The sequence below is a fragment of the Pseudohaemophilus parahaemolyticus genome (assembly GCF_938021905.1).
In the GTDB taxonomy this organism is placed as follows: Bacteria; Pseudomonadota; Gammaproteobacteria; order Enterobacterales; family Pasteurellaceae; genus Haemophilus_A; species Haemophilus_A parahaemolyticus_B.
In genome coordinates this window covers 1-15,877 of record NZ_CALIFA010000067.1, presented here as the reverse complement: position 1 = coordinate 15,877, position 15,877 = coordinate 1, and the positions used below count along the sequence as shown (strand labels likewise).

Genomic DNA, 15,877 nt, shown 5'->3' with positions numbered 1-15,877 from the left:
CACTTTATTTATGATGTTTTTTTAACCGAATCTCCGACAATTTCACTTGCCCCATCGCATTAATCGCAATGTTGCTCACGCTATCGCTGACCAACAACAAGCGTTTGGCATTCACAAGCGGTAAAATTGGCAGCTCTTGTTGCAAAATAGACTGACTGAGATGGTAGAGCATATTTTGTGTTGCTTTACTTGACGTGGTTTTAGCCAGGTTAATCAACAAATCAAAATAAGGGTTACACCAGTTTGCTAAATTGGTCACATCATGTTTAGCATCACAGGATAAAATCGGTTTTAAAAAGCCATTTAAGTCTGCATTATTAGCGAGCCACCCCGTTAAAATCAGATCGTAATCTGCCTTGCCATTTGCCAGTTGTTGTGCAATATAGGCTTGATTAACAGGAATGAGCGTGGTGAGAATCCCTTTTTGTGCAAGGTCGAAACGAAGCATTTCCGCCATTTTCATCGGATGCGAATTAAACACCCGCTTTTCATCGACCACCCAAAATTTGAGTGGTTTTTGCAAATAAGGAAGGGCGTGGCTAGTCGCGTAATCAAAAGGCACTTTACCGTATGGATCTTGCCATAACACTTCGGGTAACACTTGATCAGCGACGTGGGATGTGCCAAAAAATAAGCTTCCAACCAAACGGTGGCGATCAACAGCTTGAGCAATGGCTTGACGAAGCGTGATATTTTGCATCACTGAGCTTTGCATATTAAATGCTAAAAACGCCAAATTTGCTCCATCAGTTTCAATGTGCTGCTCGATTGGAATTTGCGAAAGCTGGCTTGGTTCTGGAAACACGACCACATCACACTCATGATTTAAGAATTTTGCCAGCCTGCCTGTGCCATCAGAGGCAAAATCGACTACCATATTCTCAATATGTGCCTTTTTACCCCAATATTTTGGATGCGGTTGCAAACGAATATAATCTGATTGAGTCAGGCTAGTAAGCTGATATGGCCCTGTTCCAACAGGCAAAAGATCAAGCTGAGGCAAGTTCTCGTCCGCATTAAGTTGCAAAGCGTATTCTTTGGATAAAATTACTGCATATTGGCTTGCCAAGTGCGATAACAACGCTTGGTCTGGCTCAGTAAGCGTGATTCGCACCGTGTGAGCATTAATGTCTTTTATTTGAGCAATTTTTTGCTTCAATTCAATGCTCTCAAAATAGGGATAATGAGCTAAATTCGCCTTGGTACGATATGCCATTGCTTGAGCGTGGTGAAATTCACCACTTCCGCTACTTTCACGGTTTAAGGCAGGTAAATCGCCCACGATACCCATCATTCGATTCAGCGAAAAAATTACATCTTCCGCATTGAATTTGCGGGTGGGTGTGAACCAGCGAGTATTGTGAAACGACACATTTTTGCGTAAATACAACGTGATTGTCAGCCCATCCGAACTAACATTGTAATGTTCGACGAGCATTGGTTTTAGCTGATTGGTTTTTGGATCAAGTTCAAATAGCTTATCGTAGAGCTGATCGGTCACCACATTTACGTTTGCCCCCATATCTACCTGTTGGGGGTTGAGAGAAAAGCTAGAGGCATTCGTGCAATAAATCAAACTACTATCACGCAACTCATCTGGAATACTAGGTGCAGAATAAGCGGTCGAATTTATCCCAAGAATTGCAAAACTACAGAGAAATTGTACCGCTTGTATAAAAGATTTCATAACCCATCCTATTTGCTGTTGATTCCATACGCTCGCAATTTATTAGCAATAGCAGTATGTGAAATGCCAAGCCGTTGGGCGAGTTTCCGCGTACTCGGATATTCAGCATAAAATTTACGTAGTAGTTCGGTTTCATACTGAGCCATCATTTCATCTAACGAGCCTGTTTCGGGAAAATGAGTTACGATCTCAGTTGTGCTTAACATCGAATTGGGTAAATTGAGATCTTTAACAGATAAACGATAGCTATGTGCTAAGGTACAAGCTCGGTAAAGCACATTGTGCAACTCACGCAGATTACCTGCCCAGCTATAGCGAGAAAGGGCGTTTAAAAAGATGCGATCATACTCCAATGTGGAGACACCAAGCTGGTTACTGATTTCGCTAACAAAATGCTCTACCAATAACGGTAAATCGTCCAAGCGTTCACGCAATGGTGGTAACTTAAGAGTGAGCACGTTTAAGCGGTAATATAAATCCTTTCGCATCTTACCCTCCGCCACCAACTGATTAAGTGGTTTTTGGCTAGTACAAATCACCCGAACATCCACTTTTCGCTCTTGATCTTCACCTACACGACGAAATGAACCATCGTTCAAAAAACGTAACAGCTTCGCCTGCATTTCAAGCGAAAGCTCCGACACGGCATCAAGCAACACTGTGCCGCCATTCGCATATTCAAAAAAGCCTACACTCTCATTTTTTACTCCTCGATGACCAAACATCTCCGTTTCAGCTTCCTCTTCAGGCAACCCAGCACAATTCACTGCAATGAATTTTTGTTCTGCACGATGGCTAAATTGATGGCAAGCTTTAGCAAGTAAGTCCTTGCCTGTTCCTGTTTCCCCCTCAATTAACAGCGGTGCATTGAGCAAAGCGAATTTTTTGGCTTGTTCGATTGCCTGTTGCATATTAGAAGATTGGGTTAAGATTTGGTCAAATGGCGTAGTGTTCTGAGTTGCGTTCATAGTGAAATCCTCAAAATTGATGGAAAGATAATACCCTGAAAATCTATTTTTGGAAAGTTTTGTTTACAGCCTAAAATAATTTAATCTACTCTTTTTATGTTTACATTCCCCAGACAATCTTCTAGACTTTGCACGCTTATTTAACCTAACAAGCGGTGAATTTTTGCCGTTTTGTTGCATTTTCAAGGAATTTCTATGTATTTAGATCAAATTAAAGCAGAATTACAAGAAGCTGCCGATGTGCTTGATAAATTTATGCACGATGAGAAAAACATTCAGCTTATTCAAGATGCGGCATTGTTAATTTCAAATAGCTTCAAACAAGGTGGTAAAGTACTTTCTTGTGGTAACGGTGGTTCACACTGTGATGCAATGCACTTTGCAGAAGAATTAACTGGACGTTACCGCGAAAATCGCCCAGGTTATCCAGCCATTGCGATTTCAGACGTAAGTCATTTAAGCTGTGTCAGTAACGATTTCGGTTATGAATATGTGTTCTCTCGCTATATTGAAGCGGTCGGTCAAAAAGGCGATGTGCTTTTCGGTTTATCGACTTCAGGCAACTCTAAAAACGTCTTAAATGCAATCAAAGCAGCTAAAGAAAAAGGGATGAAAGTGATTGCAATGACGGGTAAAGACGGTGGTCAAATGGCTGGTCTTGCGGATGTAGAAATCCGTGTGCCACACTTCCGTTATGCAGACCGCACGCAAGAAATCCATATCAAAGTCATCCACATTTTAATGATGTTGATTGAGTTTGAGATGGCGAAAGAAGCGTAAGATTTTCCTTCACAAACTGAGATTGTAAAAAATCTACACACTTTAGGAGAGCATAATTCATAGAATATTGATGAGTTATGCTTTTTCTTTAGAAAAAATATTGCAGAAAATAAATTGCAAAAAATATAACAGATCCGACCGCTTAACTCACTTTTTCATAAAAAATAGATTAAAATCGCGAAATTCAATTATATAGAAATTAACGAAAAAGGAGAGTTTATGTTATTTCTTATTCTTGCCGTCTTTTGTAGCGTTGCAGTTTCTGTGCTATTAAAAGTGGCTCGCTCTAAGCAAATTGTGATTGAACAGGCAATTGCCTTTAACTACGTGACGGCAATTTCACTTTGCTATTTCTTACTGCAACCTGATTTCAAAGGCTTAGGATTCACAGAATTTTTCCTTGAAAGCGAAGCTCAGCCGATTTTCCTTTCATTGGGTATCTTGTTACCTTCTGTATTTGTGTTTATGTCCAAGGCAGTTGAATACGCAGGGATTGTTCGAGCAGATGCTGCACAACGTTTAGCATTATTCTTGCAAATCATTGCTGCCGTTTTCCTCTTTCATGAAGAGTTAAGCCATTTACGTATTGTGGGAGTGGTCATTGCTTTCCTTGCGTTATTCTGCTTACTTTCTAAACCAACTAAAGAGATAGGTAACGCAGGCAAAGCGGTACTTTTCTTAGGGTTAGTTTGGCTTGGTTACGGCACAATCGGCATTTTATTCAAACAGATCTCGAAAATGGGTGGGGCATTCCCAACTACGCTTTTTATCTCGTTTGTACTAGCAGGTGCGATTATTTTTATCTACCTCATGCTTAAACGCACACAATGGAACGTGCCAAGCTTCTTAGGCGGCATTTTGCTAGGCGTGTTGAACTTCTTTAATATTCTTTTCTACATCAAAGCACACCAACATATGAGTGACAGCCCAACCATCGTATTTGCAGGAATGGATCTCGGTGTAATCTGCTTAGGTGCACTCACAGGGGCATTTATCTTTAAAGAGAAAATCAGCAAGTTAAATGCTGTTGGTATTGGCTTCGGTGTGATTGCAATTTTATGTATGTACGCAGAGAAATTGTTTGGTTAATACATAATGGGGATCTTCAAAAAATGTAGTGAAAACTACGTAAACTGGGTTATCAAACTTGGCAAAATCCGTTCGGCTATTTTAGGTTTTGTCGTGCTTGCTGTTTCGGCTATTTTGCTACAATTTTTTCTGGATTATCTGTTTCTGGGCGAAGTACTCGCTATTGATATTCTTCGCTCAGTACTTTTTGGGCTGATTTCAGCCCCATTTGTAATCTACTTTTTTAATGTAATTGTTGAAAAATTAGAAAAATCACGGATTAAATTAGAACAAAATGTGTTCGAATTAGGGCGTTTACGTGAGCAAGATTTTGTACTGAATAAACGTCTTGAAAAGAATAGCCAAGATAAAACGCAGTTGATGGCAACCATTAGCCACGAGCTTCGCACACCGCTAAACGGCATCATTGGGCTCAGCCGTATTTTACTTGATGGTGGATTGAACGCTGAGCAACAGCGGGAGTATCTAAAAACGATCAATATAAGTGCGATGTCGCTGAGCAATATTTTTAGCGATATTATTGACCTCGAAAAAATCGACAGTAAACGCATTGAGTTGTTTAATAAACCTGTTGAAATGATGCAAATCATCCACGATATCAACCATTTTACTCAGCTAATGGCGGGCAAAAAAGCGATTAAATTTGAGCTGAATTATGCAAAAAATCTACCTGAATTTATTCTGACCGATAACGCTCGTCTCAGCCAAATTCTTTGGAATTTGCTCAGCAATGCAGTGAAATTTACCCCTGAAGGTGGCTCAGTTCGCTTAAATATTGAAAGCCACTCGCCCGAATATTTGCAATTTAGTGTGCAAGATACAGGATTTGGCATTGCAACAAGCGAGCAAGAAAAGATCTTCCAGATGTTCTACCAATCAGAAAATTCTAACGGATACAAAGCACAAGGCAGTGGGATTGGCTTAGCAGTTTCAAAACAGATTGCCCAGTTAATGCAAGGCGATCTTACCGTACAGAGTGAATTGGGCAAGGGCTCAACGTTTACACTTTTCATCAAAGCGGAAGAAGTAGTGAACGATCTGCAAATTCAAACTGTCGATTTAGGCTTGGAAGTCTTGCTAGTTGAAGATGTGGAAGTGAATGTAATTGTCGCGAAAACAATGCTTGAAAAATTTGGATGTAAAGTAGATGTCGCAATGACAGGCGCGGAAGCTTTCCAAAAATTTGAGCACAATAGCTATGATTTAATTTTACTTGATATTCAACTGCCAGACACAACAGGCACTGCAATTGCACAAGAGTTACTTCGCCGTTATAAAGCTGAAGAGCTTGATTACTTGCCTCTGATGATCGCTTTAACGGCCAATATTATGCAGACCAAAGCTGATTACCAACAGCAAGGAATGGATGATGTGCTCCGCAAACCCCTTTCATTGGAATCACTTTCAACCTGCTTACACGAACATTTTGGCTATATGATTTTGCCAATTTCTGCAGAAAATTCACCGCTTGTTGATGACCCTTCTTTACCTTATAACCCACAAATGGTTCAGGAGTTGTTAAGTGTAATGGGAAAACAAGGTGTTTTAGCTAATCTTGTGCTATTCGAGCAATTGATGCCTAACTATTTGAAAGAACTGAATGATGATTTTTCTCGTTGGCAACAAGATAATTCATCAGAAAATCGTAAAAAAGTAGCGGATCAAGCTCATAAAATCAAAGGGGCATTTGCTTCTGTGGGACTAAATCACTTACAAGAAATTGCCCAGTTAGCACAAACTGATGATGGGAAGCACTGGGAGAATCAGATAGAAAATTGGATAAAGCAAATCCAGAAAGAGTGGAAAGATAATTTACAAGAATTGAAATGGACAATTGAAAAAAACGATTGATTTCTTTGCTTATTTTTACTACCAAATCACCCATTCCCTCTTTTTAAAGAAGGGATTTTATCGTAGTACATTTAAATTTTATCTTTTTACTTCAACACCTAAAAATGAAAATGAGCCAGATAAATTTTATTTCATAAAGAATAATTCCCCTCTTTAGCAAAGAGAGGCAGGGAAGGTTTTGCAGAATAGAATCCAACCTCATATATAAATATTTACATCAGAGAAAAATATGAAAACCAGTATTATTGTTGCACGAACTCTAAACCATGTTATCGGTAAAGATAACACTATGCCGTGGCATTTACCTGTTGATTTAGCGTGGTTCCGTCAAAATACCATCGGTAAGCCCGTGATCATGGGACGAAAAACCTACGAATCTATCGGAAGATTACTGCCAAAACGCCCGAATATTATTCTTTCTCGTTCAGGCTTTGAGGCTGAAGGGGCTTATTCTGCTTCTAACCTTGCACAAGCTATGGAATTAGCCAAAACATTTGCAAATGTGGATGAAATTATGATTATTGGTGGCGGGGAGTTGTTCAAGCAAGCCTTGTCCCAAGCGGATACGCTCTATCTCACGGAAATTCAAGCCAACATAGAGGGCGACACATTTTTTGAATTTGATGAGGAGAATTGGGCATTACAATCAGAACAATATTCAGATATTGATATGCAAAATCCATATCAATGTCGGTTTATGATTTGGAAGAAAGTGGATTAGCAAAATACAATAAAGCCCCAAGCTAGGGGCTTTATTTTCAACCTTTTTTTATCTTCTCAAAACAAGCGGTCAATTTCGTAAAATCTTTTACGCCTTTACTGCTTTCCACGCCTGAATTTAAATCTACCCCCAAACAGCCTTGTTGAAGTGCCTGTTCAATATTCTCTGGACTAATACCGCCAGCAAGCAACGATTTTGCTTTAATGTTTTCTGGAATAAGCGACCAATCAAAAACCTTGCCCGTGCCGCCTTGTTGATTGCCTAATTTGCTGTCGAGCACAAAACGGTCGATTTGCGAGTTATCATCAATGACCACATTGTCGGCATTCAAATCAATAGAAACGGCTTTCCAAATTTGAATTGTGCCTGCCAAACGCTGATGCAGTTCGTTGATGTAATCTTCATCTTCATTTCCGTGCAGTTGCACTGCAAAGAGTTCTAATTGTTTTGCTATTTTTTCGACAAAATCGACCGCTTGATTTTGGAATACGCCCACATAGCGAAGCGGTGCATTTACAACCAATTCTTGAGCTTGACGAAGCGAGAGTTGGCGTGGCGAACCTTCGGCAAAAATTAACCCGCCATAAAGTCCGCCCAATGCATACACGGCTTTAACATCTTGCGGACGGGTTAATCCACACACTTTGTTTTCGCCGAAAATAATCGCACGCACTGCATTGTTTAGATCTGAACTTCCCATTAAGCTACTGCCGATTAAAAAAGCGTGTGCATAAGGTTGGATTTGTTGCACTTGGCTGTGATTGTATACGCCCGATTCAGAGATTAAACGAACGTCAGCAGGAATACTATCGCGATATTTTTCCACCAAACGCACAATCCGATTCATATCAATAGTAAGCGTATGTAAATTGCGGTTGTTTACGCCAATAATTTTTGCCCCTAGTGCTAAAGCTCGTTCAAACTCTTCTTCTGTGCTGGTTTCCGTTAGCACGCCCATTCCGAGTGAGTGGGCAAGATCGGCAAGTTCAGTGTAAGTGGCATCATCAACCACAGAAAGCATCAACAAAATCGCATCCGCATTGAAATAGCGGGCAAGATAGACTTGATATGTCGAGATCATAAAATCTTTACATAAAATCGGTTGCGTGGTTTGCTGTTTCACTTGGTTGATATAGCGAAAATCGCCTTGGAAATATTGCTCATCAGTAAGCACTGAAATGGCGGAGGCGTAGTGTTTATAGACATTCGCGATCGCATCTAAATCAAATTCCGCGCGAATTACCCCTTTAGACGGCGAGGCTTTTTTGCATTCCAAAATATAAGCGGGCTGATTATGCGAACCTTTTGCTAATTCAGCATAGAAATGGCGATCGCTTTGTATGATATGTGGCAAAATTTGCTCAAGCGGTAGTTCTTTTTGTTTATTTTCTACCCAGATTGCTTTGTCTTGCACAATTTTTTGAAGAATAGTCGGTTGGTTGGTTTGCATATTTACCTTCTGTTGTTCGTCATCATTAGATTTTTACAAAAAGTTTACTCTAAGCTGTCCAAAATAGGAAGAAAATAGCCTAAAATATCAAGCTTAATGATTAATATTTTATCTGGTGTAGGGGCTAATTACATTAGCCCCATAATTCAGGGCAAAATCAATAGGGCAAATATAATTTGCCCCTACAAATTGTTAAAAATAGCATAATACTATTTGTGGATAGATAAATAATGAAAACCAAAATTAGACAACATTTAACCGATTTACAAATTGCCATGCGAACCCACGAAATCTGGGAAGCCGCACCACCTTCAGCAGAAGCGCTTGCCAACCCTCAGCCTTTCTGTATTGAAACGCTTACACCAACGCAATGGCTACAATGGATTTTTATTCCACGTATGCACGCCCTTTTAGATAGCAATGCGGATTTACCGCGCAATTTTTCCATTACACCTTATTTAGAAGAAGCCTTAAAAGAAGAAGGCTACTTAAAGGCAATCCACTCTCCTGTCTTGCAAATTGAGTTGCTGTTAAAAGATTGATATGGAATTAGAGATTTTATATCGCGATGAGGAGCTGATTGCGATTAACAAGCCTGCAGGAATGTTGGTGCATCGCAGTTGGTTAGACAAAGCCGAAACGGTATTTGCGATGCAAACCTTGCGGGATCAAATTGGTCAACACGTTTTTCCACTGCACCGTTTAGATCGCCCTACTTCGGGCGTGTTGCTGTTTGCCTTGAATAGTGACATGGCGAAAATAATGAGTGAATTATTCGAAAATCATCAAATGGAAAAAGGTTATTTGGCGGTGGTTCGAGGTTATTTGCAAGGACAAGCGAGAGTGGACTATCCGCTCAAAGTGATTTTAGATAAAGTGGCGGATAAATTTTCTCAAGAAAAGGAAGCACAAGAAGCGATAACCGACTATCAAGGTTTAGCAACGGTGGAAATGCCATATCCTGTGGGTAAGCATCAAACCGCGCGTTATTCATTGATCGAGCTTTTCCCGCGAACAGGGCGAAAACATCAGCTAAGACGCCACTTGAAGCATCTTTTTCACCCGATTATGGGGGATACTAAATATGGCGATTTGCATCAAAACCGTGCCTTAGGCGAACATTCTGGCGTAAACCGACTGATGTTACATTCTCATTTTTTGCATTTTATTCACCCAAAAACTTCGCAAAAAATTACCATAAAAGCACCGCTTGATGAACAATGGAAAATGCTTTTTCAGTTCTTTAATTGGAATTTCCCTGATTTTTAATTAGACAAAAAGAGAAACAAAATGGATAATGCATTACTTTCATTAACGCATGAGCAACAACAAGAAGCGGTTGAAAAAATCCAGAAACTTGCACAACAAGGCATCAGTATGGGACAAGCAATTCAAATTGTCGCGAATCAGTTAAGAGAACAATATCAACAAAATCAATTAGATAAAACGGAGAAAATTAAATGAAAAAAATGATGATTGCAACACTAGCACTTGTTTCTGCAACTGTAATGGCAGCACCTAAAACAGAAACCAAAGTTGCAGATCCTACTAATGGTCAGCCAGCAGTAGTTTTAAACGTATATGATTTTAGCTCAAAATCTCCGCGTCCTGTAAAAGGTAATAAAATTTCTCAAAGCAAAAATCAACAACTTTGCTGGACCTCCCTCAATGTACCGTTAACAGGTAGAATGCGCATTGCAGAAGCATTTTATGCACCCGCACCAACCAATTTCGCCTCTGAAGGAATGAGTGTTACCGCATCAGAAGACAAAAAAGAGTTCTTGATTGTTGGTGATGTGATTGCAAAAGACCAAGAGAATATTACCCGTTGTTGGAGATTTGGTAAGTCAGATCCAATTGGCAAATATGGAATGGAAGTGCAAGTCGGTAACTACGTATTTAAAAACCTTTCATTTGAAGTCGTAAAATAATATCTAAGCATCAGACAAAAAAATCTGCCCTCAAAAAGTTGGACTCAGCAATCAACTAATTAAGGTGCAGATTTTTTGTATAAAAGATATCTGGATAAAAACTTTCTCTCTATTCCAGCCTTGCTAGCACACTACTACAGTCATATTTTTAGATACTTATTTGTCAATTAACCGTACCAGCTCATCGAAAAGCTTTGGAAGCTGCTACCTTTTAGTTACTTCAAAAATGCCGCATGATGGGCAATATGCTCACCAATAAAACTGGCAATGAAATAATAGCTATGATCGTAGCCTTTGTGGAAACGCACATCGATCGGTTGATTTGTCGCACGACAAGTTTCGATAAAATCTTCGGTGCGTAATTGTGTTGGCAAAAACTCATCTTCTAAGCCCTGATCAATACGCATACCTTGTACTTTATAGCCTTGTTGAATAAGCGAGCTGGCATCATATTGCTGCCATTTTTCACGATCTTTCCCTAAATAAGCAGTAAAGGCTTTTTCTCCCCAAGGCACAAGGCTTGGTGATAAAATAGGCGAAAAGGCAGAAACACTTTGATAACGTTCTTGGTTTCGCAGTGCCAATACCAATGCACCGTGTCCGCCCATTGAATGCCCCATAATGGAACGTTTGCCATTGGTAGGAAATTTTTCCTCAATCAGGCCAGGCAACTCGTTCAAAATATAATCATACATTTGATAATTCGTCGCCCAAGGCTGCTCGGTCGCATTAAGATAAAAGCCTGCTCCTTGCCCTAAATCGTAAGCCGCATCGTTCGGCACTTGCTCTCCGCGAGGGCTGGTATCGGGCGCAACCACAATCACTTGATGTTCTGCCGCGTAACGCTGAAAGCCTGATTTGGTAATGAAATTTTGTTCCGTACACGTTAAGCCGGAAAGCCAATAAATCACACCAAGTGGTCGATTCTCTGGATTATCCGGCAAATAGACGGCAAATTTCATTTCGCATTGCAACGTTTGGGCATGGTGTGCCCAAACTTGTTGCGAACCGTCAAAAATTTGATGTTGTTCAATCAGTTTCATCGCGTACCTTAGTAATGAATAACAGCGCGGATCGATTTACCTTCGTGCATTAACTCAAAGGCCTCATTAATTTGATCAAGTGTCATTGTGTGGGTCACAAACGGTTCTAACTGGATGTCGCCTTTCATTGAGTCTTCCACCATTTTCGGAAGTTCAGAGCGGCCTTTCACGCCACCAAATGCCGTGCCTTTCCAAACACGACCCGTTACCAACTGGAACGGACGAGTTGAAATTTCTTGTCCTGCACCCGCTACGCCGATGATAATGGATTGCCCCCAACCGCGGTGTGCACTTTCTAATGCTTGACGCATTACGTTTACATTGCCGATACATTCAAAAGTATGGTCAATACCCCATTTATTGATGTCTAACAACACATCTTTGATCGGTTTATCGTAATCGTTCGGATTCAAACAATCCGTTGCACCGAACTGTTTTGCCAACTCGAATTTTGCAGGATTGGTATCAATAGCAATAATACGACCGGCTTTGGCTTGACGTGCACCTTGCACCACCGCCAAACCAATCGCGCCCAAACCAAACACGGCCACAGAGTCGCCTTCTTGCACTTTTGCTGTGTTATGTACCGCGCCAATACCTGTGGTCACGCCGCAGCCGAGCAAACATACATGTTCGTGGTTGGCTTCCGGGTTGATTTTTGCCAGTGAAACTTCGGCAACAACTGAGTATTCACTGAAAGTCGAACAGCCCATATAGTGATAAATCGGCTGACCTTGATAAGAAAAACGCGCCGTGCCATCCGGCATTAAGCCTTTACCTTGCGTATCACGCACTGAGACACATAAGTTGGTTTTACCCGAACGACAAAACTCACACTCTCCACATTCAGCGGTATAAAGAGGAATAACGTGATCACCCGGTTTTACGCTTGACACACCTTCACCCACAGCAACAACCACACCCGCACCTTCGTGCCCAAGCACCACAGGGAATACACCTTCAGGATCGCTTCCTGATAACGTAAATGCATCAGTATGGCACACGCCAGTATGAGTGTTACGAATTAACACCTCGCCTTTACGCGGCATTTCCACGTCGATTTCCACAATTTGTAAGGGTTGATTTGGGGCGAATGCCACCGCTGCACGCGATTTGATGATTGAATTGGTTTGTTTCGTTTCCATTATTTTTGCCTTTTAATTCATTAATAAAGTTATCTAGTCTAAGTAAGATAACCACAGTTTATACTTTGGAACCTACCCTGAAGCAAGCGTTTTTGCAATTTTGACTCCGGCAGTAGCATGATCAACTGAAGAGCCACCATGCAATCAGTGATTAAAGAGTTCCGAATATTTCCCTAAGTCATGAAGCTGTCCCATCTGGCAGGCAATTTCCTGCGCATCAAATACCCGGGCAAACTCAGCCGCCATTTCGCCCACATTTACCGAATGACTTTGCAAGGTTTGCCAATGTTTGTAAGGCAAGAGATTACCGAGTTCATCTTGCACAGAATGGGCGTAGTAAATTAGAGGTTTCATATTGAAATTCTAAAAAATTCAAATTGATACAGATGCAATGATAATATGATATTGAATTTAATATGTAAATATAAAAAATGCCGTCTGAAACTTTTTCAGACGGCATTGTTATTGATTAACCTTTATAACTTGCTTCTAATATCTTCTACTGCTTTCACTAATGCTTCAGAAAGCGAAGGATCAAAAGAAGAGTGGCCTGCTTGGACAATTCTCAATTCTGCTTCTGGGAAGGCTTGCGAGAGTTCCCATGCGCTTTGCATTGGGGTGCACAGGTCGTAGCGGCCTTGGACAATGATGGTTGGGATATGGCGGATTTTGTCGATGTTTGCCAAAATAGCCTTATCGCCCTGTAGCCAGCCTTCGTTCACGAAATAATGGTTTTCCATTCTTGCGATGGCAAGGGAGGCTTGCGGGTCTTCATCCACGTCTTTTGGTTCAAACTGAATAAGGTAGCTTTCCCAATCTGCCCATGATTTGGCTGCTTTGAGGCGCGTGGCTTCATCTTCGCTGAACAGCATTTCATGGTAGGCTTTGATTAGGGTTTTGCGTTTGTTTTCGGCTACGGGAGCAATAAATTTTTGCCATTGAGCCGGATAAATTTGGCTGACGCCGCCTGCTTCGTTCAGCCATGCCATTTCAGACGGCCTGCACAGGAAAATACCGCGCAAAACTAAGCCGCTGACGCGATCGGGATGGGTTTCGGCATAAGTCAGCGACAAGGTGCTACCCCATGAGCCGCCGAAAACCAGCCATTTTTGAATGCCAAGCATTTTGCGTACTTTTTCAATATCGGCAACCAAATCCCATGTGGTGTTGTCTTCGATACAAGCATAGGGTTTGGAGCGTCCGCAGCCGCGTTGGTCGATGATGACGATGCGGAAATGTTCTGGATTGAAAAAGCCGCGGCAGGCCGGTGATGCGCCTGCTCCGGGGCCGCCATGCAGGAAAATCACGGGGTGGCCATCAGGATTGCCTGATTCCTCCCAGTAGATTTCGTGAATGTCGGATACGCGTAAAAGACCGCTATTTCGTGGTTCTTGAATCGGATGCATGAGCTTTCTCCTTTGTCTGATGAATATATTTAATTGTAACACTTTACCTGCTGATTTTTCAGACGGCCTACATAGGTTTAACGCCACAAATGGCGTAAAATACCACTTTTTGACAGGATTTTTTTATGACTGACAACAAACAAACCCATGCTGCACCCGAAGGACAACTTTTATTGCGTACGGTAGCCATGCCGCGCGATACCAATCCTAATCAGGACATCTTCGGCGGCTGGATTATGTCGCAAATGGATTTGGGCGGCGGTATTTTGGCGGCAGAAATCGCACAGGGACGAATTGTCACCGTGGCCGTTCAAGAAATGAATTTCATCAGACCGGTAAAGGTCGGCAACGTTGTATGCTGCTACGGTCATTGCGTCCGCGTCGGCAATACTTCTTTGCAACTGAAAATCGAAGTGTGGGTGAAGACTTTGATGAACGATATGGTAACGGAAGACCGCCAACTGGTTACTGAAGCTGTATTCACTTACGTCGCCATCGATGCACAAGGCAATCCGCGCCCTATTCCACGCGAAGGCAATGCAAAGCTGGCTCATTTGTCAGTTTAAGAAACCAAAACTAGGCCGTCTGAAATTTCAATGTTCAGACGGCCTTTTTTTAATATGGAGACAAAATGTAATAATATTTCTTTTGAGCTAAAGCAAGGCGAAGTATCTGTTTTTTAGGTTTAATTTAGGCTGATTGATAAGACAAAGACCGTACACCGGCTCCCTATAACACCACTCTACCGCGACAGTTTGTACCACCTTTAAAACAACGTTTCCTCCTCAACCCACTTTAAGGAACATCATGGCTTCGCGCGATTTATACCCACAGGAAATTTTACAGGTTGTTCTCGACAAAAGCTGCGCCAAAGCACAATCCAGCATCCCCACACTGGCAATCTTGAGCATTTTGGCCGGCGGATACATCGGCTTCGGTTATCTTGCCTATTTAAAAGTAGTCAGCGGCATTCCGCACGAATGGGGCGGTGTTGCAACTTTACTTGGCGCCGCCGTATTCCCAATCGCCTTGATTTGTATCCTGCTTGGCGGCGGCGAGCTGGTAACCAGCAACATGATGATTATGTCTTTAGGCAGATTGGCCGGAAGGATTTCCTCCAAAATGCTGCTGCGCAACTGGGTTATCGTCTGCATGGGCAATTTGGTAGGCACTCTGGCAATGGCGTTTTTCCTTGGATACTATGTCGGTATGATTGAAGGCAGCGTGGCAGAAAAAACCATTGCTGTGGCGGAAGCAAAAGTCCATATGGATTTCGGCCGCGCTTTCGTATCGGCAGTAGCATGTAACTGGATGGTCTGTATGGGCGCGTGGTTGCACTTTGCCGCCAAAAACACAACCGGACGAATGCTGGCCATTTGGTTCCCCGTCATGATTTTCGTATTAAACGGCTTCCAACACCTTGTCGCCAATATGTTCGTTATCCCAGCGGGTATTTTGGCAGGTGCAAACATCACTTGGGGGCAGTTTTTCTTCAACATGATTCCCGTATTCCTGGGCAATGTCGTCGGTGGCGCATCCTTTGTCGGCGCATCGTATCTTTATACTTATAAAGACACGCTGAAAGATAGTGCCGAATAGACCTGCTTTAGAAACAACAAAACAGGTTGAAATCGATGCGGGTGATGAGGCTGTTTTCGAGTTCGGGATCGGATGTCCGATCAGGACGGCTTTGAACATGGACAACAGGGGATAGGCGGGACGGCCGCGATGGTCTCTAAGGTAACGGGTTTTTTGACGATTCAGGTATTGTTCGATCGGTTGCCAATCAATCACCTGATCCAACTT

At 41.8% G+C, this 15,877-nt stretch carries 17 protein-coding genes and 1 pseudogene; 10 read left to right on the top strand and 8 right to left on the bottom strand.

The genetic code is table 11. The annotated features are described in order from the left end of the window. Window positions 1-4: 4 nt before the first annotated feature. On the bottom strand, window positions 5-1,687 hold the full coding sequence (locus QMF79_RS06730; RefSeq protein WP_281773226.1) for an ABC transporter substrate-binding protein: 1,683 nt from the start codon (window positions 1,685-1,687) through the stop codon (window positions 5-7). An 8-nt stretch (window positions 1,688-1,695) separates the two neighbouring features. Then, window positions 1,696-2,655 carry a sigma 54-interacting transcriptional regulator gene (locus tag QMF79_RS06725; RefSeq protein WP_040216546.1) on the bottom strand — a complete coding sequence of 320 codons (960 nt, stop codon included), beginning with the start codon at window positions 2,653-2,655 and terminating at the stop codon, window positions 1,696-1,698. A 195-nt stretch (window positions 2,656-2,850) separates the two neighbouring features. Here QMF79_RS06725 and lpcA point away from each other — a divergent pair, with 195 nt between their 5' ends. From lpcA to QMF79_RS06705, 4 genes are all read left to right on the top strand, one after another. Beyond that, on the top strand, window positions 2,851-3,435 hold the full coding sequence (lpcA, locus tag QMF79_RS06720; RefSeq protein ID WP_005707372.1) for a D-sedoheptulose 7-phosphate isomerase: 585 nt from the start codon (window positions 2,851-2,853) through the stop codon (window positions 3,433-3,435). A 219-nt stretch (window positions 3,436-3,654) separates the two neighbouring features. Beyond that, window positions 3,655-4,524, top strand: a complete 870-nt coding sequence (locus tag QMF79_RS06715) for a DMT family transporter (RefSeq protein ID WP_281773225.1) — start codon at window positions 3,655-3,657, stop codon at window positions 4,522-4,524. Window positions 4,525-4,530: 6 nt separating this feature from the next. After that, window positions 4,531-6,375, top strand: coding sequence for an ATP-binding protein (locus tag QMF79_RS06710; RefSeq protein ID WP_281773224.1), 1,845 nt, complete (start codon window positions 4,531-4,533; stop codon window positions 6,373-6,375). 229 nt (window positions 6,376-6,604) lie between these two features. After that, window positions 6,605-7,096: a dihydrofolate reductase gene (locus tag QMF79_RS06705; protein WP_111426889.1), complete on the top strand. Its 492-nt coding sequence runs from the start codon at window positions 6,605-6,607 to the stop codon at window positions 7,094-7,096. 37 nt (window positions 7,097-7,133) lie between these two features. On the opposite strand, the gene trpCF is transcribed toward QMF79_RS06705, so the two are convergent. After that, window positions 7,134-8,546 (bottom strand): bifunctional indole-3-glycerol-phosphate synthase TrpC/phosphoribosylanthranilate isomerase TrpF, encoded by a 1,413-nt coding sequence (gene trpCF, locus QMF79_RS06700; RefSeq protein WP_281773223.1) that lies wholly within the window; start codon window positions 8,544-8,546, stop codon window positions 7,134-7,136. Window positions 8,547-8,776: 230 nt separating this feature from the next. On the opposite strand from trpCF, the gene QMF79_RS06695 reads away from it, so the two are divergent. Genes QMF79_RS06695 through QMF79_RS06680 form a run of 4 tightly spaced genes read left to right on the top strand, consistent with a single transcriptional unit; the run spans window position 8,777 to window position 10,477 of the window. After that, complete coding sequence (locus tag QMF79_RS06695) at window positions 8,777-9,088, top strand: YqcC family protein (RefSeq protein WP_281773222.1); 312 nt, start codon at window positions 8,777-8,779, stop codon at window positions 9,086-9,088. 1 nt (window position 9,089) lies between these two features. Next, on the top strand, window positions 9,090-9,815 hold the full coding sequence (gene truC, locus QMF79_RS06690; RefSeq protein ID WP_281773221.1) for a tRNA pseudouridine(65) synthase TruC: 726 nt from the start codon (window positions 9,090-9,092) through the stop codon (window positions 9,813-9,815). Window positions 9,816-9,836: 21 nt separating this feature from the next. After that, window positions 9,837-10,010 (top strand): YoaH family protein, encoded by a 174-nt coding sequence (locus tag QMF79_RS06685; RefSeq protein WP_082020083.1) that lies wholly within the window; start codon window positions 9,837-9,839, stop codon window positions 10,008-10,010. Then, entirely contained in the window at window positions 10,007-10,477 is a 471-nt protein-coding gene (locus QMF79_RS06680; RefSeq protein ID WP_281773220.1) for a hypothetical protein, read from the top strand. The genes QMF79_RS06685 and QMF79_RS06680 overlap by 4 nt, the downstream gene beginning before the upstream one ends. Before the next feature lie 215 nt (window positions 10,478-10,692). On the opposite strand, the gene fghA is transcribed toward QMF79_RS06680, so the two are convergent. The 4 genes from fghA to pip form a co-directional block, all read right to left on the bottom strand. Continuing rightward, the gene (gene fghA / locus QMF79_RS06675) at window positions 10,693-11,520 is read right to left on the bottom strand and encodes an S-formylglutathione hydrolase (RefSeq protein WP_281773219.1); all 828 of its coding nucleotides are present in this window, start codon (window positions 11,518-11,520) and stop codon (window positions 10,693-10,695) included. A gap of 8 nt (window positions 11,521-11,528) precedes the next feature. Beyond that, window positions 11,529-12,665 carry an S-(hydroxymethyl)glutathione dehydrogenase/class III alcohol dehydrogenase gene (locus QMF79_RS06670; protein WP_425591887.1) on the bottom strand — a complete coding sequence of 379 codons (1,137 nt, stop codon included), beginning with the start codon at window positions 12,663-12,665 and terminating at the stop codon, window positions 11,529-11,531. Window positions 12,666-12,809: 144 nt separating this feature from the next. Next, window positions 12,810-13,019 carry a hypothetical protein gene (locus QMF79_RS06665; protein ID WP_281773218.1) on the bottom strand — a complete coding sequence of 70 codons (210 nt, stop codon included), beginning with the start codon at window positions 13,017-13,019 and terminating at the stop codon, window positions 12,810-12,812. Between the two features lie 122 nt (window positions 13,020-13,141). Next, window positions 13,142-14,071, bottom strand: coding sequence for a prolyl aminopeptidase (pip, locus tag QMF79_RS06660; protein WP_281773217.1), 930 nt, complete (start codon window positions 14,069-14,071; stop codon window positions 13,142-13,144). A 125-nt stretch (window positions 14,072-14,196) separates the two neighbouring features. Here pip and yciA point away from each other — a divergent pair, with 125 nt between their 5' ends. Next, window positions 14,197-14,637: an acyl-CoA thioester hydrolase YciA gene (yciA, locus tag QMF79_RS06655; RefSeq protein WP_049359798.1), complete on the top strand. Its 441-nt coding sequence runs from the start codon at window positions 14,197-14,199 to the stop codon at window positions 14,635-14,637. A 241-nt stretch (window positions 14,638-14,878) separates the two neighbouring features. After that, window positions 14,879-15,670 carry a formate/nitrite transporter family protein gene (locus QMF79_RS06650; RefSeq protein WP_281773216.1) on the top strand — a complete coding sequence of 264 codons (792 nt, stop codon included), beginning with the start codon at window positions 14,879-14,881 and terminating at the stop codon, window positions 15,668-15,670. Window positions 15,671-15,680: 10 nt separating this feature from the next. On the opposite strand, the pseudogene QMF79_RS06645 reads toward QMF79_RS06650, so the two are convergent. Then, window positions 15,681-15,877, bottom strand: a pseudogene (locus QMF79_RS06645) (transposase); the annotation flags it as partial.

What these genes read in the sequence shown, in the direction of transcription:
- QMF79_RS06730 (WP_281773226.1), bottom strand. Translation starts at nt 1,687, where the DNA reads ATGAAATCTTTTATACAAGCGGTACAATTTCTCTGTAGTTTTGCAATT.
- QMF79_RS06725 (WP_040216546.1), bottom strand. Translation starts at nt 2,655, where the DNA reads ATGAACGCAACTCAGAACACTACGCCATTTGACCAAATCTTAACCCAA.
- lpcA (WP_005707372.1), top strand. Translation starts at nt 2,851, where the DNA reads ATGTATTTAGATCAAATTAAAGCAGAATTACAAGAAGCTGCCGATGTG.
- QMF79_RS06715 (WP_281773225.1), top strand. Translation starts at nt 3,655, where the DNA reads ATGTTATTTCTTATTCTTGCCGTCTTTTGTAGCGTTGCAGTTTCTGTG.
- QMF79_RS06710 (WP_281773224.1), top strand. Translation starts at nt 4,531, where the DNA reads ATGGGGATCTTCAAAAAATGTAGTGAAAACTACGTAAACTGGGTTATC.
- QMF79_RS06705 (WP_111426889.1), top strand. Translation starts at nt 6,605, where the DNA reads ATGAAAACCAGTATTATTGTTGCACGAACTCTAAACCATGTTATCGGT.
- trpCF (WP_281773223.1), bottom strand. Translation starts at nt 8,546, where the DNA reads ATGCAAACCAACCAACCGACTATTCTTCAAAAAATTGTGCAAGACAAA.
- QMF79_RS06695 (WP_281773222.1), top strand. Translation starts at nt 8,777, where the DNA reads ATGAAAACCAAAATTAGACAACATTTAACCGATTTACAAATTGCCATG.
- truC (WP_281773221.1), top strand. Translation starts at nt 9,090, where the DNA reads ATGGAATTAGAGATTTTATATCGCGATGAGGAGCTGATTGCGATTAAC.
- QMF79_RS06685 (WP_082020083.1), top strand. Translation starts at nt 9,837, where the DNA reads ATGGATAATGCATTACTTTCATTAACGCATGAGCAACAACAAGAAGCG.
- QMF79_RS06680 (WP_281773220.1), top strand. Translation starts at nt 10,007, where the DNA reads ATGAAAAAAATGATGATTGCAACACTAGCACTTGTTTCTGCAACTGTA.
- fghA (WP_281773219.1), bottom strand. Translation starts at nt 11,520, where the DNA reads ATGAAACTGATTGAACAACATCAAATTTTTGACGGTTCGCAACAAGTT.
- QMF79_RS06670 (WP_425591887.1), bottom strand. Translation starts at nt 12,665, where the DNA reads ATGGAAACGAAACAAACCAATTCAATCATCAAATCGCGTGCAGCGGTG.
- QMF79_RS06665 (WP_281773218.1), bottom strand. Translation starts at nt 13,019, where the DNA reads ATGAAACCTCTAATTTACTACGCCCATTCTGTGCAAGATGAACTCGGT.
- pip (WP_281773217.1), bottom strand. Translation starts at nt 14,071, where the DNA reads ATGCATCCGATTCAAGAACCACGAAATAGCGGTCTTTTACGCGTATCC.
- yciA (WP_049359798.1), top strand. Translation starts at nt 14,197, where the DNA reads ATGACTGACAACAAACAAACCCATGCTGCACCCGAAGGACAACTTTTA.
- QMF79_RS06650 (WP_281773216.1), top strand. Translation starts at nt 14,879, where the DNA reads ATGGCTTCGCGCGATTTATACCCACAGGAAATTTTACAGGTTGTTCTC.